The sequence below is a fragment of the Clostridium sp. NSJ-145 genome (genome assembly GCF_021044725.1).
In the GTDB taxonomy this organism is placed as follows: Bacteria; Bacillota; Clostridia; order Clostridiales; family Clostridiaceae; genus Clostridium; species Clostridium disporicum_B.
On record NZ_JAJNOS010000009.1, the window covers coordinates 77,119 to 95,658 of the forward strand.

Annotated in this window: 15 protein-coding genes; 10 read left to right on the plus strand and 5 right to left on the minus strand. The window is 30.8% G+C overall.

All coding sequences use genetic code 11. From position 1 onward, the window contains the following. Window positions 1-113: 113 nt before the first annotated feature. Window positions 114-4,814 (minus strand): M60 family metallopeptidase, encoded by a 4,701-nt coding sequence (locus LQE93_RS09500; protein WP_231073257.1) that lies wholly within the window; start codon window positions 4,812-4,814, stop codon window positions 114-116. A 239-nt stretch (window positions 4,815-5,053) separates the two neighbouring features. Between LQE93_RS09500 and LQE93_RS09505 the strand changes: the two genes are divergently transcribed. The 8 genes from LQE93_RS09505 (at window position 5,054) to LQE93_RS09540 (ending at window position 11,266) form a co-directional block, all read left to right on the plus strand. Beyond that, a complete protein-coding gene (locus LQE93_RS09505) occupies window positions 5,054-6,634 on the plus strand; it encodes a hypothetical protein (protein WP_231073259.1) in 1,581 nt (526 codons plus the stop codon). A 170-nt stretch (window positions 6,635-6,804) separates the two neighbouring features. Then, the gene (locus tag LQE93_RS09510) at window positions 6,805-7,248 is read left to right on the plus strand and encodes a MerR family transcriptional regulator (RefSeq protein WP_231073261.1); all 444 of its coding nucleotides are present in this window, start codon (window positions 6,805-6,807) and stop codon (window positions 7,246-7,248) included. A gap of 135 nt (window positions 7,249-7,383) precedes the next feature. Further along, complete coding sequence (locus LQE93_RS09515) at window positions 7,384-7,749, plus strand: hypothetical protein (protein WP_231073263.1); 366 nt, start codon at window positions 7,384-7,386, stop codon at window positions 7,747-7,749. 99 nt (window positions 7,750-7,848) lie between these two features. Next, window positions 7,849-8,376, plus strand: coding sequence for a putative immunity protein (locus tag LQE93_RS09520; protein ID WP_186839055.1), 528 nt, complete (start codon window positions 7,849-7,851; stop codon window positions 8,374-8,376). A gap of 176 nt (window positions 8,377-8,552) precedes the next feature. Then, window positions 8,553-9,131: a helix-turn-helix domain-containing protein gene (locus LQE93_RS09525; RefSeq protein WP_231073265.1), complete on the plus strand. Its 579-nt coding sequence runs from the start codon at window positions 8,553-8,555 to the stop codon at window positions 9,129-9,131. Between the two features lie 112 nt (window positions 9,132-9,243). Continuing rightward, window positions 9,244-9,981, plus strand: a complete 738-nt coding sequence (locus LQE93_RS09530) for an aminoglycoside 6-adenylyltransferase (RefSeq protein WP_331000418.1) — start codon at window positions 9,244-9,246, stop codon at window positions 9,979-9,981. 701 nt (window positions 9,982-10,682) lie between these two features. Further along, window positions 10,683-10,835 (plus strand): zinc-ribbon domain-containing protein, encoded by a 153-nt coding sequence (locus LQE93_RS09535; protein WP_055264561.1) that lies wholly within the window; start codon window positions 10,683-10,685, stop codon window positions 10,833-10,835. A 188-nt stretch (window positions 10,836-11,023) separates the two neighbouring features. Further along, entirely contained in the window at window positions 11,024-11,266 is a 243-nt protein-coding gene (locus LQE93_RS09540) for a hypothetical protein (protein WP_186839052.1), read from the plus strand. A 56-nt stretch (window positions 11,267-11,322) separates the two neighbouring features. On the opposite strand, the gene LQE93_RS09545 is transcribed toward LQE93_RS09540, so the two are convergent. Continuing rightward, complete coding sequence (locus LQE93_RS09545) at window positions 11,323-11,601, minus strand: metal-sensing transcriptional repressor (protein WP_055264563.1); 279 nt, start codon at window positions 11,599-11,601, stop codon at window positions 11,323-11,325. 18 nt (window positions 11,602-11,619) lie between these two features. Continuing rightward, window positions 11,620-12,993: an MATE family efflux transporter gene (locus tag LQE93_RS09550; RefSeq protein WP_231073267.1), complete on the minus strand. Its 1,374-nt coding sequence runs from the start codon at window positions 12,991-12,993 to the stop codon at window positions 11,620-11,622. A 192-nt stretch (window positions 12,994-13,185) separates the two neighbouring features. Here LQE93_RS09550 and LQE93_RS09555 point away from each other — a divergent pair, with 192 nt between their 5' ends. Next, window positions 13,186-13,974, plus strand: coding sequence for a potassium channel family protein (locus LQE93_RS09555; protein WP_231073268.1), 789 nt, complete (start codon window positions 13,186-13,188; stop codon window positions 13,972-13,974). Between the two features lie 18 nt (window positions 13,975-13,992). On the opposite strand, the gene LQE93_RS09560 is transcribed toward LQE93_RS09555, so the two are convergent. Next, a complete protein-coding gene (locus LQE93_RS09560) occupies window positions 13,993-15,045 on the minus strand; it encodes a sensor histidine kinase (protein WP_055264565.1) in 1,053 nt (350 codons plus the stop codon). After that, window positions 15,032-15,712, minus strand: a complete 681-nt coding sequence (locus tag LQE93_RS09565; protein WP_231073270.1) for a response regulator transcription factor — start codon at window positions 15,710-15,712, stop codon at window positions 15,032-15,034. The genes LQE93_RS09560 and LQE93_RS09565 overlap by 14 nt, the downstream gene beginning before the upstream one ends. 210 nt (window positions 15,713-15,922) lie before the next feature. Between LQE93_RS09565 and LQE93_RS09570 the strand changes: the two genes are divergently transcribed. After that, entirely contained in the window at window positions 15,923-18,514 is a 2,592-nt protein-coding gene (locus tag LQE93_RS09570) for an ABC transporter ATP-binding protein/permease (RefSeq protein ID WP_055264567.1), read from the plus strand. Window positions 18,515-18,540 lie beyond the last annotated feature (26 nt).

Consider the following 18,540-nt stretch of genomic DNA (forward strand, 5'->3'; position numbering starts at 1 on the left):
GCAAGCCTATATTCTAATTTTATTGGAGTTTAAACTACAATCTTTAGACTTATGGTAGTTTGTCGTAAGTATGAAAAAGGAATTGGATTATGTGTCCAATTCCTTTTTATATTTTATTTAGAACCTTTAAATTTTATTTTTTTAAAAATTAATACTAATGCTACTAATAGTAATGACCATAAAATAACTATATAGTTTGATGATACATTTCTTATTGCAAAGGACTTTCCTAGAGTTTTATTAGTCTCATCATTATATGATTCATTATTACTATTTGTATCTTCAGAAGTTACTAGAATTTCTGGATTAACTTCAGAGATTTCTTCGGAAGATTCCACTAATACCAGAGCATCAAGTATTTCTTCAGGATTTTTCACAGTAGTTTCTGGCACTTCAGATATTACTGTGGTTAATTCAGGTTTTTCTGCTGGAGCATCAGGAGTACTTGGTACATCAGGAGTTCCATCAGGTTTTTCTGCTGGAGAATCAGGAGTGCTTGGTACATCAGGAGTTCCATCAGGTTTTTCCGCTGGAACATCAGGAGTACTTGGTACATCAGGAGTTCCATCAGGTTTTTCTGCTGGAGAATCAGGAGTGCTTGGTACATCAGGAGTTCCATCAGGTTTTTCCGCTGGAACATCAGGAGTACTTGGTACATCAGGAGTTCCATCAGGTTTTTCTGCTGGAGAATCAGGAGTGCTTGGTACATCAGGAGTTCCATCAGGTTTTTCCGCTGGAACATCAGGAGTACTTGGTACATCAGGATTTCCATCAGGTTTTTCTACTGGAACATCAGGAGTACTTGGTACATCAGGATTTCCATCAGGTTTTTCTACTGGAGCATCAGGAGTACTTGGTACATCAGGAGTTCCATCAGGTTTTTCTACTGGAGCATCAGGAGTGCTTGGTACATCAGGAGTTCCTCCAGGTTTTGTTTCATCATTAACTTTATTTGATAATACTATTATGTTTCTTTCGACTACAGTAGTATTATTATCACTATCTGTTACTTCATATTTTACTGAATAATTTCCTTCAGTTAAGATACTTAAGTCCATTGTAGGTAATTTTAGTAAATGCATTAAATCGCCATCTTCTAAATCAGTTACAGTTATTCCATTAGAGAAATCAAATCCAGTACCTTCACCTTCATTTATTACTATGTCATCTAATACAGTTATTACTGGGAATTGATTTGTTACTGTTACTATTCTATCTACAGTTGTAGTGTTTCTGTCACTATCTGTTACAGTATAAGTTAATGTATAATCTTTATTTGTTCCTGGAGTAGGCTCACCTAATTCTCCAGTTACATTTATCTGTAATCCAGTTGTATCAATATCATCAGTGTAGCTAACGTCCTTCATCTTATCGAAGGTAGCAACTTGTCCAACTCCTATTGTTATATTATTAGCACCATGTATAACTGGTGGATTTGATTTAGCAGGAGCTTTTCCTTTATAGAAAGTACCATCTGTAGATATCATATTAAGAGCTATTTCTTCGTTTATAGCACGAACTTCTATTACATGCTTACCTTTGTTTGGCATATTTAATGTAATTGAAGGTTCTCTTAGTGATCCTGTTAATTTAACCTTTTCCCACTTAACACCATCGACTCTAATTTCTACTTCAACATCTTTAACTACATATATATTACTTTCATTTCCTTCAAAACAATACATAAAGTAACCAGTAGTTGTGTTGTATGTTGCACCATTTACAAAGGCTCCATTAGAATGTTTCTTCCAATCTCCTTCATATTGTATAAAGCTAGAGTCCTGAGCTATTACATTTTTTACATTTGTTTTATTTGATAACTTTACCTCTGAAACTATTGTTATATTACGGCCATCTCTATTATTTAAAGCTCTAATTTTTAAATATTTAGCTTTTGTTTCTGGTAATGATATTTTTATGTCTGCAGGGGCACTTGAATTGTCTTTTCTTGTTTTATCTTCATGTATCTGCGTCCAAACAGTTTTATCTCCATTATACTCATCTGCTATAAATATTTCATAATCTCCTATTACACCAACTTGGTCATATTGACGTGTATATATTTCTAGATTATTAAAAGATTTTTCTTCACCTAAATCAATTATATACTCATGTGGGAAAGGTGTTCTATTAGAATCATCATAAGATGAGTGGAAATATGTAGATATATCTCCGTCAACTATATTTTCTTTAATACCTTCATTATGAGAGTTTAGATCATTATTAGGAACAACTCCTTGTGGAGTACTAATAACTGTTAATCCTTTTAATAAAGTTTCATCTGCTGTTGCTAATGTTGATGGTCTAATATACTCAGGGTCTGGCATTATGAAGTTTTTATCTGTAATTTTACCTACATCATCTAAGTTGCAATAGACCTTAGTTATTGATTTCCAACTAGTATCTCCTGAAGTTTTTCTAATATTTACATCAGCCCAGCCTATACCTCCAGTATTTTTAGCTACTAATGTATATGGATAAGCTTTATTAGCTTCTAATTTTACTGTAAAGCTAGTTGATTTAGGTCTGCCTTGATCATCAAGTTGTTGAGAAAGATTAAATGCATCTTCAGCAGTCTTTGCATAAGCGTTAGCTACAGATTGTAATGTTGTTTTATTATTTGAATGTAATTGAAAAGCAGCTCTATCATCCCCGAAAGCTTGGAATTCATACTCTCCATCTTCATCTACCATAAAATATCCGGTGCTTCTAGATAATTTATCACCTTCTGCTGCATCAATTCTCATTCCAGTTGATGTTGAAGTTCCGTATGGAGTGCCTGTCTTTAAAGCGTCTAAGGCTTCGTAAATATCCCATTTAAGTATATCGAAATGCTCTACAATACTAGAATTATAATCTAGAGCTATAGTACAGTTTAATTTAGTATCATGAGATATTCCATCTTTTTCAACTCTAACTGTTAATACAAATTCATCTAATGCATTTTCAGGCATTGATTTACTAGCTAAATAATCATATTTACCATCAGGTCTTAAGTTTAAAGCTCCGTACTTTGGCTGTGATACATCTATCACAGTTACATTACCAGGTGAAACTAAACTTTTTTGGAAGTCAAATGTATAACCACTAGATGGAATATAGAATGGTCTACCTGTTTCTCTGCCTACTTCCCCCATTGCATATACACTTTGCACTGGAATAAATTCCTCATATTTAAGGGCTTTTATCGCATCAATCGTTTGTTGTTTCAATGGCCAACGTAATTCATTTTGTATATACCATGTATAATCACGTCCACCAGCCACACAAAATCTATATGCCATATCATCATATCTATCATCTCTCTTCAGTCCGCCTTGACTTTCAAGCTTATAATCATATGGTGGAATATATATTCCGTTAAAGGTTCCTCCCTCATAAGTTGATTTAATAACATTAACATAGTTTATTGGTCCAATTTCATGAGCAAATGTACTAAACATAAAGTTACCTATATTCGGTACACCTGGATAGTACTTAACACCTTCAAATATTTGCTGTTTTAAACTACTATATGGATCTGCAACCTTATTCCAATCATAAGTTCCATCTTCACCTCTAGAAGCTGCTATATTAGTATATAAAATATATGATGCAGCACTTAAAGCATTATTAGTTATTTCAGTAAAATCAGTTCCAAGGCCCCATTCATCAGAATATGAATTATATCTTCTTTGATAATGGTGATTTATTTCATGTATTATTCCCCAACTTCCATTTTTCACTAGACCATCATAATCAAATGCATCTTTTGACCATTCTGGTGGTAAATTACATGACCAGCTCCATACATTTGCATATGCTATACCAACGGTTATATATTGGTCAAAAGTAAGAGTCATTGGTGTTGTTCTGTTTTCAAGGCCCATTGCATTGGCACTTAAGGCAGTTACATTTGTCCAAAACTCTGCTGCTTTTTGAGGATCTTCAATATGACGAATAAATTTAGCCGGAAGTATAAATCTTAAATAAGGAGTTCTTATTTCAGCAAATATACCTGGTGCATCTTTTGCAACTTTCCATTCTTCAGCTGTTGTTTTACCTAAATCATAATATGGTGTATCAACTACCCCTTTAATATCTACCTCAATATTTGTGCCTGAAGGAACAGATTCAGCTATTTCTATAAAGACCATTCCTCCAAAAGGTGTACCTACTTTAGTTTCGCTTTCACTAATAGAGAAAGTTTTTCCTAAATACGGCATACGATTTTCGTTGCTATGATTATAATGATAATCTTCTGCATCAACCATAGTCATACCTACGCTAAGTTTAATTTTCCCTTGCTTAGCGTATTTTAAAGCTTCATCATTTAATGTTACAGTTGCTATTTCACCAGCTGGAACATATGAAGCTAATGAATGTGTTCCTTTAACATTAGTATTAATATATATTTTCTTTTCAACACCTAAAGCATCATCTGGAACAGTACCATAAAATTGTCCATCAGCTGCTTTATGTTTTGTTAATGTTCCATTTTTAATATCTTCTTCTACCTTGTCCATAATTGCTTTATTTTCAGCTTTTATTAGCTCAAAGGTAGCTTCATCTGGAACTTGATTAATTAATGGAATTGGATAGTAAGTTATATCATAAAGTCCAGTTACGTTTGGTAAAGTACGTGGAACGTCTGTCCTAGTTGTTATAACGCTATCTGTTGTATCATATACAAAGGTATCATTGATTCCCTCTGAATAGATTGGATTGCTATAATCGTAATTTTCATCTGCAAAAGTAACTGTGTTAAAATTTAATGTAACAGCAAATACAAATACAGATAATTTACATATGGTTTTTAATACTTTTTTCTTCATTTGTATCCTTTCTTTATTAAATTTATTATAGTAATAACTGCACCAAAAATGATTATAATATAAGTTTGAATTAAATTAAATATTTTACAAAAAACTATTTTTCATATTATAGATTTTTTTTTCATTTAATGCATAGTTTTAATAAAAATATGAATAAAAAACAATTTATTATTGAAAAAATGCTTTTAGTTGCTAGAATCTAAATGAATATGTCGAAAATTGGAGAAAAGGAGTAAATTATGAAAAAGAAAGCAAGTATTTTAGTATTAACAGGTGCGGTAACAATGAGTAATATGGGGTTAACAACATTTGCAGATGTTAAAGATGAAAGCCTATTAACTCAAGAAATAAATGCTGACTTACAAAATGAGGTATCTATAAATAATGAGGAAACATTTATAGTTCCAGAAGTTGACGAACAAATATCAATAATTGAAGATGTTAGTGATGAAAGCTTATTAATTAAAAATGTAAGCGCTAATTTACAAAATAAAGTAGTTGTTGAACAAGGTGGAATAGTTAGAGTTGCAGGAGAGGATGGCCAATTAGGAACACCTGACGATGTATTTATTGTGCCAGGAACATATGGACAAGCTCCAGATATTGATCAGTTTGGAAATGTAACATTACCAACTGGAGGAAAGGTATACCTGCAAAATGGTACTATAGTTGAAGATATTGGGAATGATCATTCAATAATAGTTCCAGGGGGGACTGTTATTACACCAAATGGTAATGGTGGTGCACCAACAGTAAACGCAGACGGAAGCGTTAATGTACCAGAAGGTAGTATGGTAGTTTTAGCAAATGGATATGATACAACACCACCAAGTGGAAGCTCAGTAAGCAATAATGGAAATGTTACTACAGCAAGTGAAGTAGAGATTAAAGCAAATGGAACAGTTGTAGTTCCAGGACCAGATGGACAAGTAGGAACACCTGACGACGTAATGGTTAAGCCGCTTATACATCCAGATATATACGGCGAAATTCCAACTGTTGATGAATTTGGAAATGTAACATTACCAACTGGAGGACATGTATTACTGCCAGATGGGACTATAGTTACAGATAGAGGAGCTGATCATTCAATAATAGTTCCAGGAGGAACTGTTGTTACACCAAATGGTAATGGTGGAGCACCAACAGTAAATGCAGACGGAAGCGTTAATGTACCAGATGGAAGTATGGTAGTATTACCAAATGGAGATGATATGACACCAGAAGATGGAGGTGTTGTAAAACCAGATGGAAGTATTGAAAACTTAGATGGAAGTGTTATAAGACCAGATGGAAGTATTGAAAATCCAGGCGGAAATGGAAATAATCCAGGTGGAAGCGATGACAACACAGGCGGAAACGGAAATAATCCAGGTGGAAGCGATGACAACACAGGCGGAAACGGAAATAATCCAGATGGAAGTGGAGACAACACAGGCGAAAACGGAAATAATCCAGGTGGAAGTGGAGACAACACAGGCGGAAACGGAAATAATCCAGGAGGAAGTGGAGACAACACAGGTGGAAACGGAACTAATCCAGGAGGGAGTGAAAACAACACAGGTGGAAACGGAACTAATCCAGGAGGAAGTGAAAACAACACAGGTGGAAACGGAACTAATCCAGGAGGAAGTGAAAACAACACAGGTGTAAATGAAACTAATCCAAGTGAAAGCGGAAGCAACACAATTGGAAATGTAACTAATCAAGGTGGAACTGTTGTAAATCCTAATACAGGTGATACATCTATAATGGGCACATTAGGATTAGGATTAACGGCATTATTAGCTTTAGTTAAAAATAGAAAAAATAAAGAATAAATCATTTGTCATATAGAAGACTATATATGGAGTTGTGCACTAAATAATTAGTGTACAGCTCCTTTTTGATTATAGCTTGAAGAGTTAGCTAAAGTAAAAAATAAATATTGACTTTAACCTAAGGGGAAGGATTAAACTTAAGTTATTAAATCAAATGCGCAGGTGATAAGATGTTTTCAATAGGAGTTTTTTCAAAAATTAATAAGGTAACCACAAAGACATTAAGATATTACGAAGATGTAGGCTTATTAAAGCCAGGATATGTAGATGAAGTTACAAAGTATAGATATTATACAACAGAGCAATTGCCTAAATTGCATGAAATAATAACATTGAAGCAAATGGGTTTATCAATAAATGAAATAAAGAAAGTAATAGATGAACCTAAAGAAATTGAAAATATACTAGTATCTAAAGAAAAAGAAATATTGGATATTATAAAAGAAGAGGAATATAAACTTTTAAGGTTAAGAAGCTATATTTCTAATTTAAAAGGAGATAAAGGTATGAAAAATATAATTATAAAATCATTACCAAAAGTTAAAGTTGCATCTATGAGAAGGATAGTAAATAGCTATAATGAGTTTTTAGAAGATAATTTTAGATTGTTATAGGTTGTAGTTTAAACTACAACCTTTTTTGATTATATAAAGTTATTAAAGCATAAGAAAAATGACATGAATTAGAAATTATTATATAATTTCTTTAAGAATAAGGTTGATAAATAGAAGCCTAAAAAGGAGTATTATATGAAAAGTTATTCACAAGAAGAGCTAGAGAATGCATTAAAAATTATATCTTCAACAATCAGTACATGTGAAAAGATACAACCAAAATTTAGAGAAGGTACGTCGCAGTTCTCCCTTTTGAGAAATAGAATTAAAGCATTGAAAATCTCTAAATGCTTAATAGAAAATGACGGAAGCATAAAGGAATATATCGTAGATGATTTAGAAAAAGCATTACCACCGGTGATTTCAATTATTAATAAAACAGAGAAGGCTCAAAGTAAGTATGATGAAGGAAGTACCCAGTTTAAGAAATTTTCACCACTTATAGAAGCGATGTATATTTCAAGAGCATTAATAACAAATGAAATTATTAAAAGAGAGTAATTTCAGTTTAAAGATGAGATTAAGAGTTTAACTAAGTTAAATAAAGTATAAGTTATAGAGCAGAGTTAAATACAAAAGTATATAAAAAAAGGAGTTATTATGAGTAAAGTACGAAAAATGTTAGGCAAAGCTGATTCACCATATATTATTTCTCTTATGAGATTAATAGAAACACAAAGCAAAAATACAATTGTAAAATGGTGTAATAAATATGCAAGGGAGCATATTTTACCTATTTATGAAAAGGATTATCCTGAAGATTATAGGTTGAAAAATGCATTGAATGCAGTTGATGAATGGTTAGAAGGAAATATAAAATTAGCAGAAGCAAAGAAAATTATCAAAGAAGTTCAAATAGCTGCTAGAGAGGTAGAGGGGAATCCAGCTGCACAGGCTGCGGCAAGAGCAATTGGAGCAACAACGACAACAATTAATACTATAACAAGTTCATTAGGACTTGCGTTTTATGGTTCTGCGGCCATAGCATATTCATCTATTGGAACAAGTGAGAATATAGAAGTTTATGATGAAATTGCAGCAAGAGAGTGCAAAAAGATGGAAGAGGATTTGCGTAAAATTTCTATAAAGGATGAGCCTAATCCAGCTAAGATAAATTGGAAATGCTAAATTATAGAAGAATTACATGATACAATAAATATAATGATAATTATCTTAAATATAGGAAAACTAGGCATTTACAGGGTGTCAAATACTTTTGACATGCGAAAAATAGGTAATATCAAACACTTTTGATGGTGAAAATTCATTAAAGGTTATAGATTAATAGTGCAGGAGGACATTGTATGGAGATTGGAAAACAAATAAAAAAATATAGATCAGAAATGAAGCTTTCACAGGATGAGTTAGCTGAAAAGATATTTGTATCTCGTCAAACTATATCAAATTGGGAAAATAATAAGAGCTATCCTGATGTGAAAAGTTTATTATTACTAAGCTCTCTTTTTAATGTCTCTCTTGACATATTAATTAAAGGAGACCTTGAAGAAATGAAAGAAAAAATTAAAACAGAAGACATTGATGGATTTAAACATGATAGTAATATATTTAGTATATTGTTATTGAGTACTATTTTATTACCTGTTCCACTTCTACGATTCATGGGATATGTTGGAGCTGGAATTTGGGGGTTGATTGCAATAGGTGCAATATATTATGCAATCCGAGTTGAAAAGTATAAAAAGAATTTTAATATCCAAACATATCGAGAAATTCTTGCCTTTTTTGAAGGAAAGAATATGAATGAGCTTGAAAAGAATCAGGAGTATGGGAAAAGACCATATCAGAAATTTTTATTAGCAATAGGTGCAGGTTTATTGACGATATTAGTAGCAGTTATCATGAGATATATATTATTTATATAATAAATAAAGAAACATATAATTATATGTATAAATTACCAATTAGTTTAGGTAAATGAAAGTTTAATCGGTGATGATACTAGCAATTAAATGAGAATTTATTGGGGGATTATAAATGCGTAATGAAAAAGAGATGTATGAGCTATTATTAAGTGTTGCTGAAAAAGATGAGAGAATACACGCTGTATATATGAATGGTTCTAGAACTAATAAAAATGTTCCAAGAGATATTTTTCAAGATTATGATATTGTATATGTAGTAGATGAAACTAGGAGTTTTATTGAAGATAAAAATTGGATTAAAAATTTTGGGGAAATACTGTATATGCAATACCCAGATGAATCTCCGTATTATCCTAGTGATAAGGAAAAATCCTATGGCTGGCTTATGCAGTTTGCTGATGGAAATAGAATTGATTTACACGTGGAAACCATCGAAAGTGCTAGAGAAAATATTTTAAGTGATAAGCTATGTAAGATATTGTTGGATAAGGATAATATTTTGCCACAAATTCCTGAAGCTACTGATGAAGACTATTATGTAAAAAAGCCAACTGAAGAAGAATACATTGCCACATGTAATGAATTTTGGTGGTGTTCAAATAATATTGCTAAAGGATTATGGAGGCAAGAGATTCCATATGTACAGGACATGGCTAATCTTATTGTAAGAAAAGAATTAGAGAAGATGTTTTCTTGGAAGGTTGGTATTATTACAGATTTTTCAGTGAGTGTTGGGAAATCAGCAAAGTATATGTATAAGTGGTTGGATAAAAGCGACTGGGAGTCATATCTTGCAACGTATTTTGGCGGAAATATTGAAGAGGCTTGGGACAGTGTAATGAGAATGTGAGATTTATTTAAAGAGACTGCAATTTTTGTAGGTAAGGAATTAGGATATGAATATAATTCTTTAGAAGGAAGAAATGCTAGAGCGTTTTTAGAGCATGTACGACAATTACCAAAGGATGCTATTGAAATAAACTTATTTTAACTTTAATCAATACTTATAGTGAATTTTAAATCTTTATAATTTCTACATCTTTTTTAGAATGAAGCACATCATACGTAGGAAAGTTCAATTAAACTTATAAAATAAATTTGAAAATCTTAAGTTGTATTACTTGGGGGCTATTTTTTATGTGAGTATTTTTGTTATGTTGAACATAAACAATGCAGGTTTATTTAAGAAACTATAAGAATAAAGTAAATAAGTTATTGAACTTATACCTTCAAAGAAAATGTTAAATGAAGTTGAGGGTATGAAGGATAAATTACGTAGATTAATTATTTTGTTAAATTAAGCCAATATAGGAAATGATAGTAAATAAATATAGAAAAATAAACGCAAATGCACTATTTTATGGAAAATATTGTTTGAATTTAAAATATTTATAAAAAATAAATAAAAAAGGTTGCAACTGAATGAGTACTATGTTATTATAAATGAGTAGCAAAGTTGCTAACAAAAAAAGTTTCATTTAGGTAAATAGTTTCTCGGAGATTAGAGATTATTATATCAATTTAGAATCTTTAATTTTAGGAGGAATATTTATGACAGATAAAACATTAAAATGTAGAGATTGTGGAAGTGAATTCGTATTTTCAGTAGGAGAACAAGAATTCTACAAAGAAAAAGGATTTACAAATGAGCCAACAAGATGTATATCTTGTAGAAGAGCTAAAAAAGAACAAAATAGAAGATAATTTTAGATTATTATAGGTTGTAGTTTAAACTACAACCTTTTTTATTTATATAAAGTGATTAAAAGTATAAGAAAAATGACATGAATTAGAAATTATTATATAATTCCTTTAAGAATCAGGTTGATAAATGGAATTAAACATAAATGAAATTAATGAAATAAGTTCAGAAGAGCTTTACAAGAGTTTTTGTGAACATAAACAATATAACTGATGAACAGATATGGACTACTATAACTTATATTAATAAAGCTTATATAAAAAGAGAGTTATTTTTAACTGGAGAAGATAAAATAGCTATAAAAGAGATGGTAGGGAAGTTAGTAGCTAAGAATAATATCAAATATGTAAATCAAGTAAAGAGCATGGAAAAGTTAATGAGTGCTTTAGGCGTAAGAGTAATAAACGTAGATGGAAAGTTTAAAATAAAGTAAGATATGAAATACCTCAGTGGATTATATTTTAAAACCACTGAGGTATTATTTGTTTTTTATTTAAGAAATCTATCTATTGCAGTATTTAATTTTTCAATAGCTTCTTCATCATCATTTTTAGCAGCATCAATTATACAATGATTTATATGGTCTTGTAATAATATCTTTCCTACATTATTTAATGCGGATTTAACTGCTGCTATTTGAATTAATATTTCAGTGCAATCTTTTTCTTCAATACACATTCTTTTTATAGCTTCAGTATGACCTATTATTCTGGACATTCTATTTATTATTTGTTTTTGATTTGGATGCTTATGGTCATGAGTATTCATATTGCAACTCCTTTCATTTTAGGAAATTTTAATTTCATCCCACTTTCCTTTTAAAAATCTACTTAATAGTATTATACTTCGAACTACTATATCAAGGGAATATGCTAACCATATACCAACTAATCCTAAATTAAATTTAACGGCAAATATATATCCAAATAATACTCTTATTCCCCATATACCTATTAATGTTGAGTACATAGGTAATTTAGTGTCACCAGCTCCTTGAAGTGCACTGCTAATTACTAATGTAATAGATAAAAATGGTTGAAATATGGCGATTATTCTTAATACTGTTACAACTAAGTTTTGAACTTCCAAATCGTCAGTAAACATTTTTGCTAATGAAGGAGCTGCTATAAAAAATATACTGCCTATTATGATCATTACTATAGTTGAAAGAAGGTTACATAAAAGACCATATCTCTTAGCAAATTTAGGATTATCAGCACCTAATTGACTTCCTATTAAAGTAGTTGCAGCAACTCCAAACCCCATAGCTGGAAGGTATGAATAACTTTCAATAGTTCCAGCTATATTATGTGCTACATATGAAGAAGTCCCTAGTGATATAATTAATGAACCATAGGCAAGTTGTCCAAATCTCATTATTAGTTTTTCAATTCCTGCAGGAACACCAATTTTACTTATTGATAGTATTAAACCTTTATCAATATTCCATTTATCAAACAGCTTTAATTTTAAAATCGTTTTACCTTTACAAAGATTAAATAGAAGTATACTAACTGTTATCACACGAGATATAGTTGTTGCTAATCCAGCTCCAATTATTCCTAGTCCTTTAAAATCAAATATCCCCAATATTAAAATATAATTCAAAATAATATTTATAACATTGGCTACTATTGATGCTATCATAGGTGTTTTAGTATTACCAGCTGCCCTTAGTGAACTTGATAATATTAATGATAGACTTAAAAATATACATGGAACTGCCACAACTATAAAATATGGCAATGCATATTCAAGGATATCGGAAGTTGCTCCTAAGGTTATTAAAATAGGTTTAGCAAATAAGAAGCTTATAAGCCCTATAATTAAACTAATTCCTGTAGTAAGGATAATAGCTTGTTTAACAGTTTCAATTGCTTTTTCTTTATTTTTTAATCCTATATTTCTTGAAACTATTGCGGTAGTTCCAACACCTATAGCTGTAAAGAAGGCAATATAAATATTATTTATCAGGTTAGTAGCTCCTATTCCAGCTATAGCATTAGGATGAAGCTTACCGGCAAACAAGGTATCAGTGGTACCAAGGAGTACCTGAAGTATATTTTCTATTATAACTGGTATAGCTAGAATTAATATGGATTTTATTTCATTCAGATATGATGGTTTATATAATATTTTCCTTGGATTTAATTCAATCATAGTATAGCCTCTCTTTTTAAAATCCCTTATAGGGGGATATTGAAATTGAAAAATAACCCCCTAGGGGGGATAATTTGATTTTATAATACAACTTATGGAATATCAAGGAAAATGATACAAATTGGAAGAAGAGAATAACTTTTGATTTACACTTTTTTATTTGGATATACTTACAGTAGAGGAGCTGATATTATGGAGACAAAATCACAGAGGTTTTTATATGAACTCTTTATGATGATTTTAGCTTTAGTAGTTGTAACTATAACTATAATACAATTAACTATGACGCTATCTAGTGAGATGGATAGGATTATAACAATCATAGACAACGGAATATATATTTTTTTTCTTTTAGATTATTTTACAAGATTAATAAAAAGTGAAAATAAGTGGAGTTTTATTAAAAATAATAAGATAGATTTGATAACCATAATACCTTTTAATTCATTATTTATGGCTCTTAGAATATTTAGATTTTTAAGAGTTACTGAATTTTTAAAGGCGCTTAAGGCTTTAAAGGCAACGGTCTTTATAAATAATATTGTCAAAAAAGTAAGAGTTGTTCTTAGGACTAATTATTTTAATTATGTACTTTTAATAACTATTACTTTGATTTTCTCTTGTGCAGCATTTATATCTATCTTTGAAGATATAAGATTTAAGGATGCTCTTTGGTGGAGCTTTGTAACTACAACTACTGTAGGATATGGGGATATTGCCCCTACTTCAGATTTAGGAAGGATAGTAGCAGTTATTCTTATGATTACAGGAGTAACTTTTATGGGTGTATTGACAGGAACTATATCTACATATTTTTTAAGAAAAGATAGAGAGAGAAATAAAGGTGATTACAAATATGAAGCTATTGAAGAGATTAAAGAAAGATTAGATGATTTTGATAATCTTTCTAGGGGAGAGCTTGAAATTATTACAAAGGTATTATTGTCCTTGAAGGAAGAGAATGATGGTGATAAAGTGTGAGATATGCTCACACTTTATTTAAATTGGAAGTACGACTTTTATTATTGTACCTTTGTTTGGATGACTTTTTACATCTATATTACCATTATGAAGCTCTACTATTTTCTTTACCATAGTCAAACCTAAGCCGTTGCCTTCAGTTGTATGGGATGTATCACCTTGATAGAATTTATCGAAAATATGAGCTTTTACATCTTGAGTCATGCCTATACCTGTGTCTTTAACTTTAAAGATAACACTATCTTCAAAAGACATTAATTCAATTTTTACATCGCCATTGTTTGGAGTAAATTTTATAGCATTATCAATTAAGTTAACCCATACCTGCTTTAGAAGTTCTTCATTTCCATAGTAACTAGTTTCATCTAAATCTATATTCATATTAATATTTTTATCTGACCATTTTGATTCAAGCATAAGTATTGAATGTCTTATTTGTTCAGCTAGGTCAAAGTCATGCTGATCAGATATTATATTTGTATTTTCAATATTTGATAGGTTTAATATATTAGTAGCAAGAGTTGCAAGCCTATCTGATTCACTTATTATTATATCTAAATATTCATCACGAACTTCTTTTGGAAGATTATCGTTTTTAAGAAGCTTTGCAAAGCCTCTAAGAGATACTATTGGTGTTTTAAATTCATGAGAAAAATTATTTACAAAGTCATTTCTTAATATTTTAGCACTTCCAAGCTCCGAGGCCATATTATTAAAGCTTATAGAGAGATTATTCAAAACTTTAGGATAATCAAAGTTAATTCTTACATCAAAGTTTCCATTAGATAATTCTTCAGTGGCATCAATCAATTTATTTATTGGCTTTAATGGAATTTCTCCAAATATTAATGTTAATGTACACCCTATTATTGTACTTAAAAGCGCTATAAATAATAAAATACGAAGAAATGGTGGATGTTGAGGTTCTCTAAATAGTTGATTATTATATAAAAAGCTTCCAATCAACGCAACTATACACATAGTGCTTACTATTATTATAAAAACTACGCCTGTCAGCAGGATAGTAAGCCCGTTAAATCTCTTATTACAGTGTTTTTTATTTCTCTTCATGCTTTACCGCCTTATATCCTAATCCTCTTACAGCAACAAGCTCAAATTCAGGATAGTCTTCAAATTTTTTACGAAGTCTATTTATATGTACATTTAATGTATTTGCACAGGTTTCTGATTCTAAGCCCCATATTTCATCCATAAGCTGAAGTCTAGTGAAAATTTTATTTGGATAAGAAAGCAGCTTATATAATAATTGAAATTCCTTTTGAGGCAATATTTTAATATCATCATTACGGCTTACTGTAAGGGTATCATAATCTAAAACTACATTGCCAACTCTAAGCTTTCTCTCATTTATTATCATTGAACGTCTTAAGAGAGCTTTAATTCTAAGTAGCATTTCTTCTTCATCAATAGGCTTGGTCATATAATCATCAGTTCCAACTAAGAAGCCTTTCTTTTTATCTTCAGGAAGCTGTTTAGCTGATACCATAAGTATCGGAATATTATTGTTACATGAACGCAATGTATCAGTAAGTTCGTATCCATCCATCTCTGGCATCATAATGTCTAAAACTACTAAATCGATATGTTCTTTATCAAAAACCTCAAGAGCTTCTCTGCCATTTTCAGCAGTATAAGTTTTATAACCATCATTGGAAATAATAGCATCCATAAGCTTTCTTGTATTTTTATCATCTTCAACAATTAATATATGAAACATAAAATCCTCCTAAGAATATTTCTCAATTTTATAATAACTATAAAATTATACCATAAAAAAATAAATCGAGGATAAACAGAATAAGAGTATAAAAAAGTGGTAAATAATACTTAAGAATAACAAAAAAAGTTAAATTAGTTTATTTTCAGTTTATTTTGGAGGCTTAATATAAGCTTATTGAAAGAACAATAGCAGGAGGAGTAGTAATATATGTTGCAGTTAAAGAACATTTATAAGGTTTATAAAACTGGAGATTTAACGCAGACCGCCTTAGATGGTGTAAGCTTAAATTTCAGAAAAAGTGAATTTGTTGCTATCTTAGGACAAAGTGGTTCAGGTAAAACAACTATGCTTAATATTATTGGTGGTCTTGATCAATATGATAAAGGTGATTTAATAATTAATGGAAAGTCTACAAAGAAATTTAATGATAGGGATTGGGATACTTATAGAAATCACTCAATAGGTTTTGTATTTCAAAGCTATAACTTAATTCCACACCAAACTGTATTATCTAATGTTGAATTAGCACTTACTTTATCAGGTGTTTCTAAAACAGAAAGAAGACAGAGAGCAAAGGAAGCTCTTGAAAAAGTAGGACTTGGAAAGCAGTTACATAAGAAGCCAAGCCAAATGTCTGGTGGACAGATGCAGAGAGTTGCTATAGCAAGAGCACTTATAAATGACCCAGATATATTATTAGCAGACGAGCCTACAGGAGCATTAGACTCTGAAACAAGCGTTCAAATTATGGAACTGTTAAAGGAGATATCTAAGGACAGGCTTATAATAATGGTTACTCATAACCCTGAGCTTGCTGAAGAATATGCAAACAGAATAGTAAGAGTTAGAGATGGTAATATAATTGATGACACAAACCCATGCAGTGATGAAGAAATTAAAATTTCTACAGAAAAAAGTGAAAGAGAAGCAAAGAAAACTTCAATGTCATTTGGAACTGCATTATCTTTAAGTTTAAATAACTTGAAGACTAAAAAAGGAAGAACTATTTTAACTGCTTTTGCAGGAAGTATTGGTATTATAGGTATAGCTTTAATATTATCACTATCAAGCGGAGTTAAGGACTATATAAATAAGGTTCAGGAAGATACACTTTCATCTTACCCAATATCTATAGAAAGTCAGACTGTAGATATGAGTAGCATGATGGAAAGTATGATGAATAAGAATAAAGCTGATGAAGAGCGTGAAGAAGGCAAGGTTTATTCCAATAATATAATGAGTGGAATGATGGAGTCTATGAGTGCTCAAGTTACTAAAAATGATTTAAAATCATTTAGAGAGTATTTAGAGAATGGAAATTCTAATATAGACGAGTATGCTAATGTCATTCAGTATGGATATGATTTAGACCTTCATATTTATAAATCTGATACATCTAATGGTATTGTTGAGGTTAGTCCAACAACTGTTTATGATAAGCTTGGATTTGGTGGTGGAGCATCTCAAATGCCTATGGCATCAAGCTTTAATGTATGGACAGAACTTTTAGGAAATCAGACTCTTTTAGAATCACAATATGATGTGGTTGCAGGAAAATGGCCAGAAAATTATGATGAAATAATATTAGTAGTAGATAAAAATAATGAAATCAGTGACGTAAATCTTTATTCTATAGGCTTATTAGATTCTTCTGAATTAGAAGCTAAGATGAAAAAGATACAGGCTGGTGAAGAGGTTGAAGAAAATCAAGAAGTAGTAAGCTATACTTTTGATGAGTTATTAAATTTAACTTATAAGCTTGTTTTAAATACAGATTACTATGAAAAAGAGGGTAACACTTGGGTAGATAAAAGTGAAAATGCAGTTTATATGAAAAAGCTTGTTGAAGATGCCCTTGAGTTAAAGGTTGTTGGTATAGTAAGACCATCAGAAGAGGCAGTAGCAACTTCTATAAGCTCAGCAGTAGGTTATACAAGTGACTTAACTGAATATGTTATTAATAGTATAAATGACAGCGAGATAGTAAAAGAGCAAAAAGAAAATCCAGATACAGATGTATTTACAGGAAAAGCTTTTGTAGTAGAAGATGGCGAAGATAATGATATGACAGCTATAGATATGTCTACCTTAACTGATGAAGAGAAGGCTTATTTAGCATCACTTTCACAAGAAGAACTACAAGCTCTTATGAAACAGCAAGCAGAAGCAACTGATGCAACATATGAAGGAAACCTATCTTTATTAGGATGTGTTGATTTAGATAATCCTTCAACTATAAATATTTATGCTAAAGACTTTGAAGCAAAAGAATCTATTGAAGATATAATTACAGCATATAATAATGAAAAAACAGATGCAGGTGAAGAAGAGTACGTTGTTACTTATAACGATATGGTAGGACTTATGATGTCTTCAGTAACTTCAATAATAGATATAATAAGCTATGTACTTATTGCATTCGTAGCAATATCTTTAGTTGTATCATCAATTATGATAGGTATTATTACTTATATCTCAGTTCTTGAAAGAACTAAAGAAATAGGTATTCTTAGAAGTATCGGTGCATCTAAGAAGGATATTTCAAGAGTATTTAATGCAGAAACAGTAATAGTTGGATTTGGAGCAGGTGCAATAGGAATAATAGTAACGATATTATTAAATATTCCTATAAATGCTATAATAAAGGCAGTATCAGGTATTTCAGGAGTATCAAAACTTCCAGTAGCAGGCGCTATTATATTAATTGCTATAAGCATGTTATTAACTGTTATAGCAGGATTAATACCAGCAAAAGTGGCATCTAAGAAAGATCCGGTAGAAGCTTTAAGAACAGAGTAGAAGAAAGCCTACGGCAGATATAAGAT

Coding starts and splice junctions, on each gene's coding strand:
- LQE93_RS09500 (WP_231073257.1), bottom strand. CDS start 4,814: ATGAAGAAAAAAGTATTAAAAACCATATGTAAATTATCTGTATTTGTA.
- LQE93_RS09505 (WP_231073259.1), top strand. CDS start 5,054: ATGAAAAAGAAAGCAAGTATTTTAGTATTAACAGGTGCGGTAACAATG.
- LQE93_RS09510 (WP_231073261.1), top strand. CDS start 6,805: ATGTTTTCAATAGGAGTTTTTTCAAAAATTAATAAGGTAACCACAAAG.
- LQE93_RS09515 (WP_231073263.1), top strand. CDS start 7,384: ATGAAAAGTTATTCACAAGAAGAGCTAGAGAATGCATTAAAAATTATA.
- LQE93_RS09520 (WP_186839055.1), top strand. CDS start 7,849: ATGAGTAAAGTACGAAAAATGTTAGGCAAAGCTGATTCACCATATATT.
- LQE93_RS09525 (WP_231073265.1), top strand. CDS start 8,553: ATGGAGATTGGAAAACAAATAAAAAAATATAGATCAGAAATGAAGCTT.
- LQE93_RS09530 (WP_331000418.1), top strand. CDS start 9,244: ATGCGTAATGAAAAAGAGATGTATGAGCTATTATTAAGTGTTGCTGAA.
- LQE93_RS09535 (WP_055264561.1), top strand. CDS start 10,683: ATGACAGATAAAACATTAAAATGTAGAGATTGTGGAAGTGAATTCGTA.
- LQE93_RS09545 (WP_055264563.1), bottom strand. CDS start 11,601: ATGAATACTCATGACCATAAGCATCCAAATCAAAAACAAATAATAAAT.
- LQE93_RS09550 (WP_231073267.1), bottom strand. CDS start 12,993: ATGATTGAATTAAATCCAAGGAAAATATTATATAAACCATCATATCTG.
- LQE93_RS09555 (WP_231073268.1), top strand. CDS start 13,186: ATGGAGACAAAATCACAGAGGTTTTTATATGAACTCTTTATGATGATT.
- LQE93_RS09560 (WP_055264565.1), bottom strand. CDS start 15,045: ATGAAGAGAAATAAAAAACACTGTAATAAGAGATTTAACGGGCTTACT.
- LQE93_RS09565 (WP_231073270.1), bottom strand. CDS start 15,712: ATGTTTCATATATTAATTGTTGAAGATGATAAAAATACAAGAAAGCTT.
- LQE93_RS09570 (WP_055264567.1), top strand. CDS start 15,923: ATGTTGCAGTTAAAGAACATTTATAAGGTTTATAAAACTGGAGATTTA.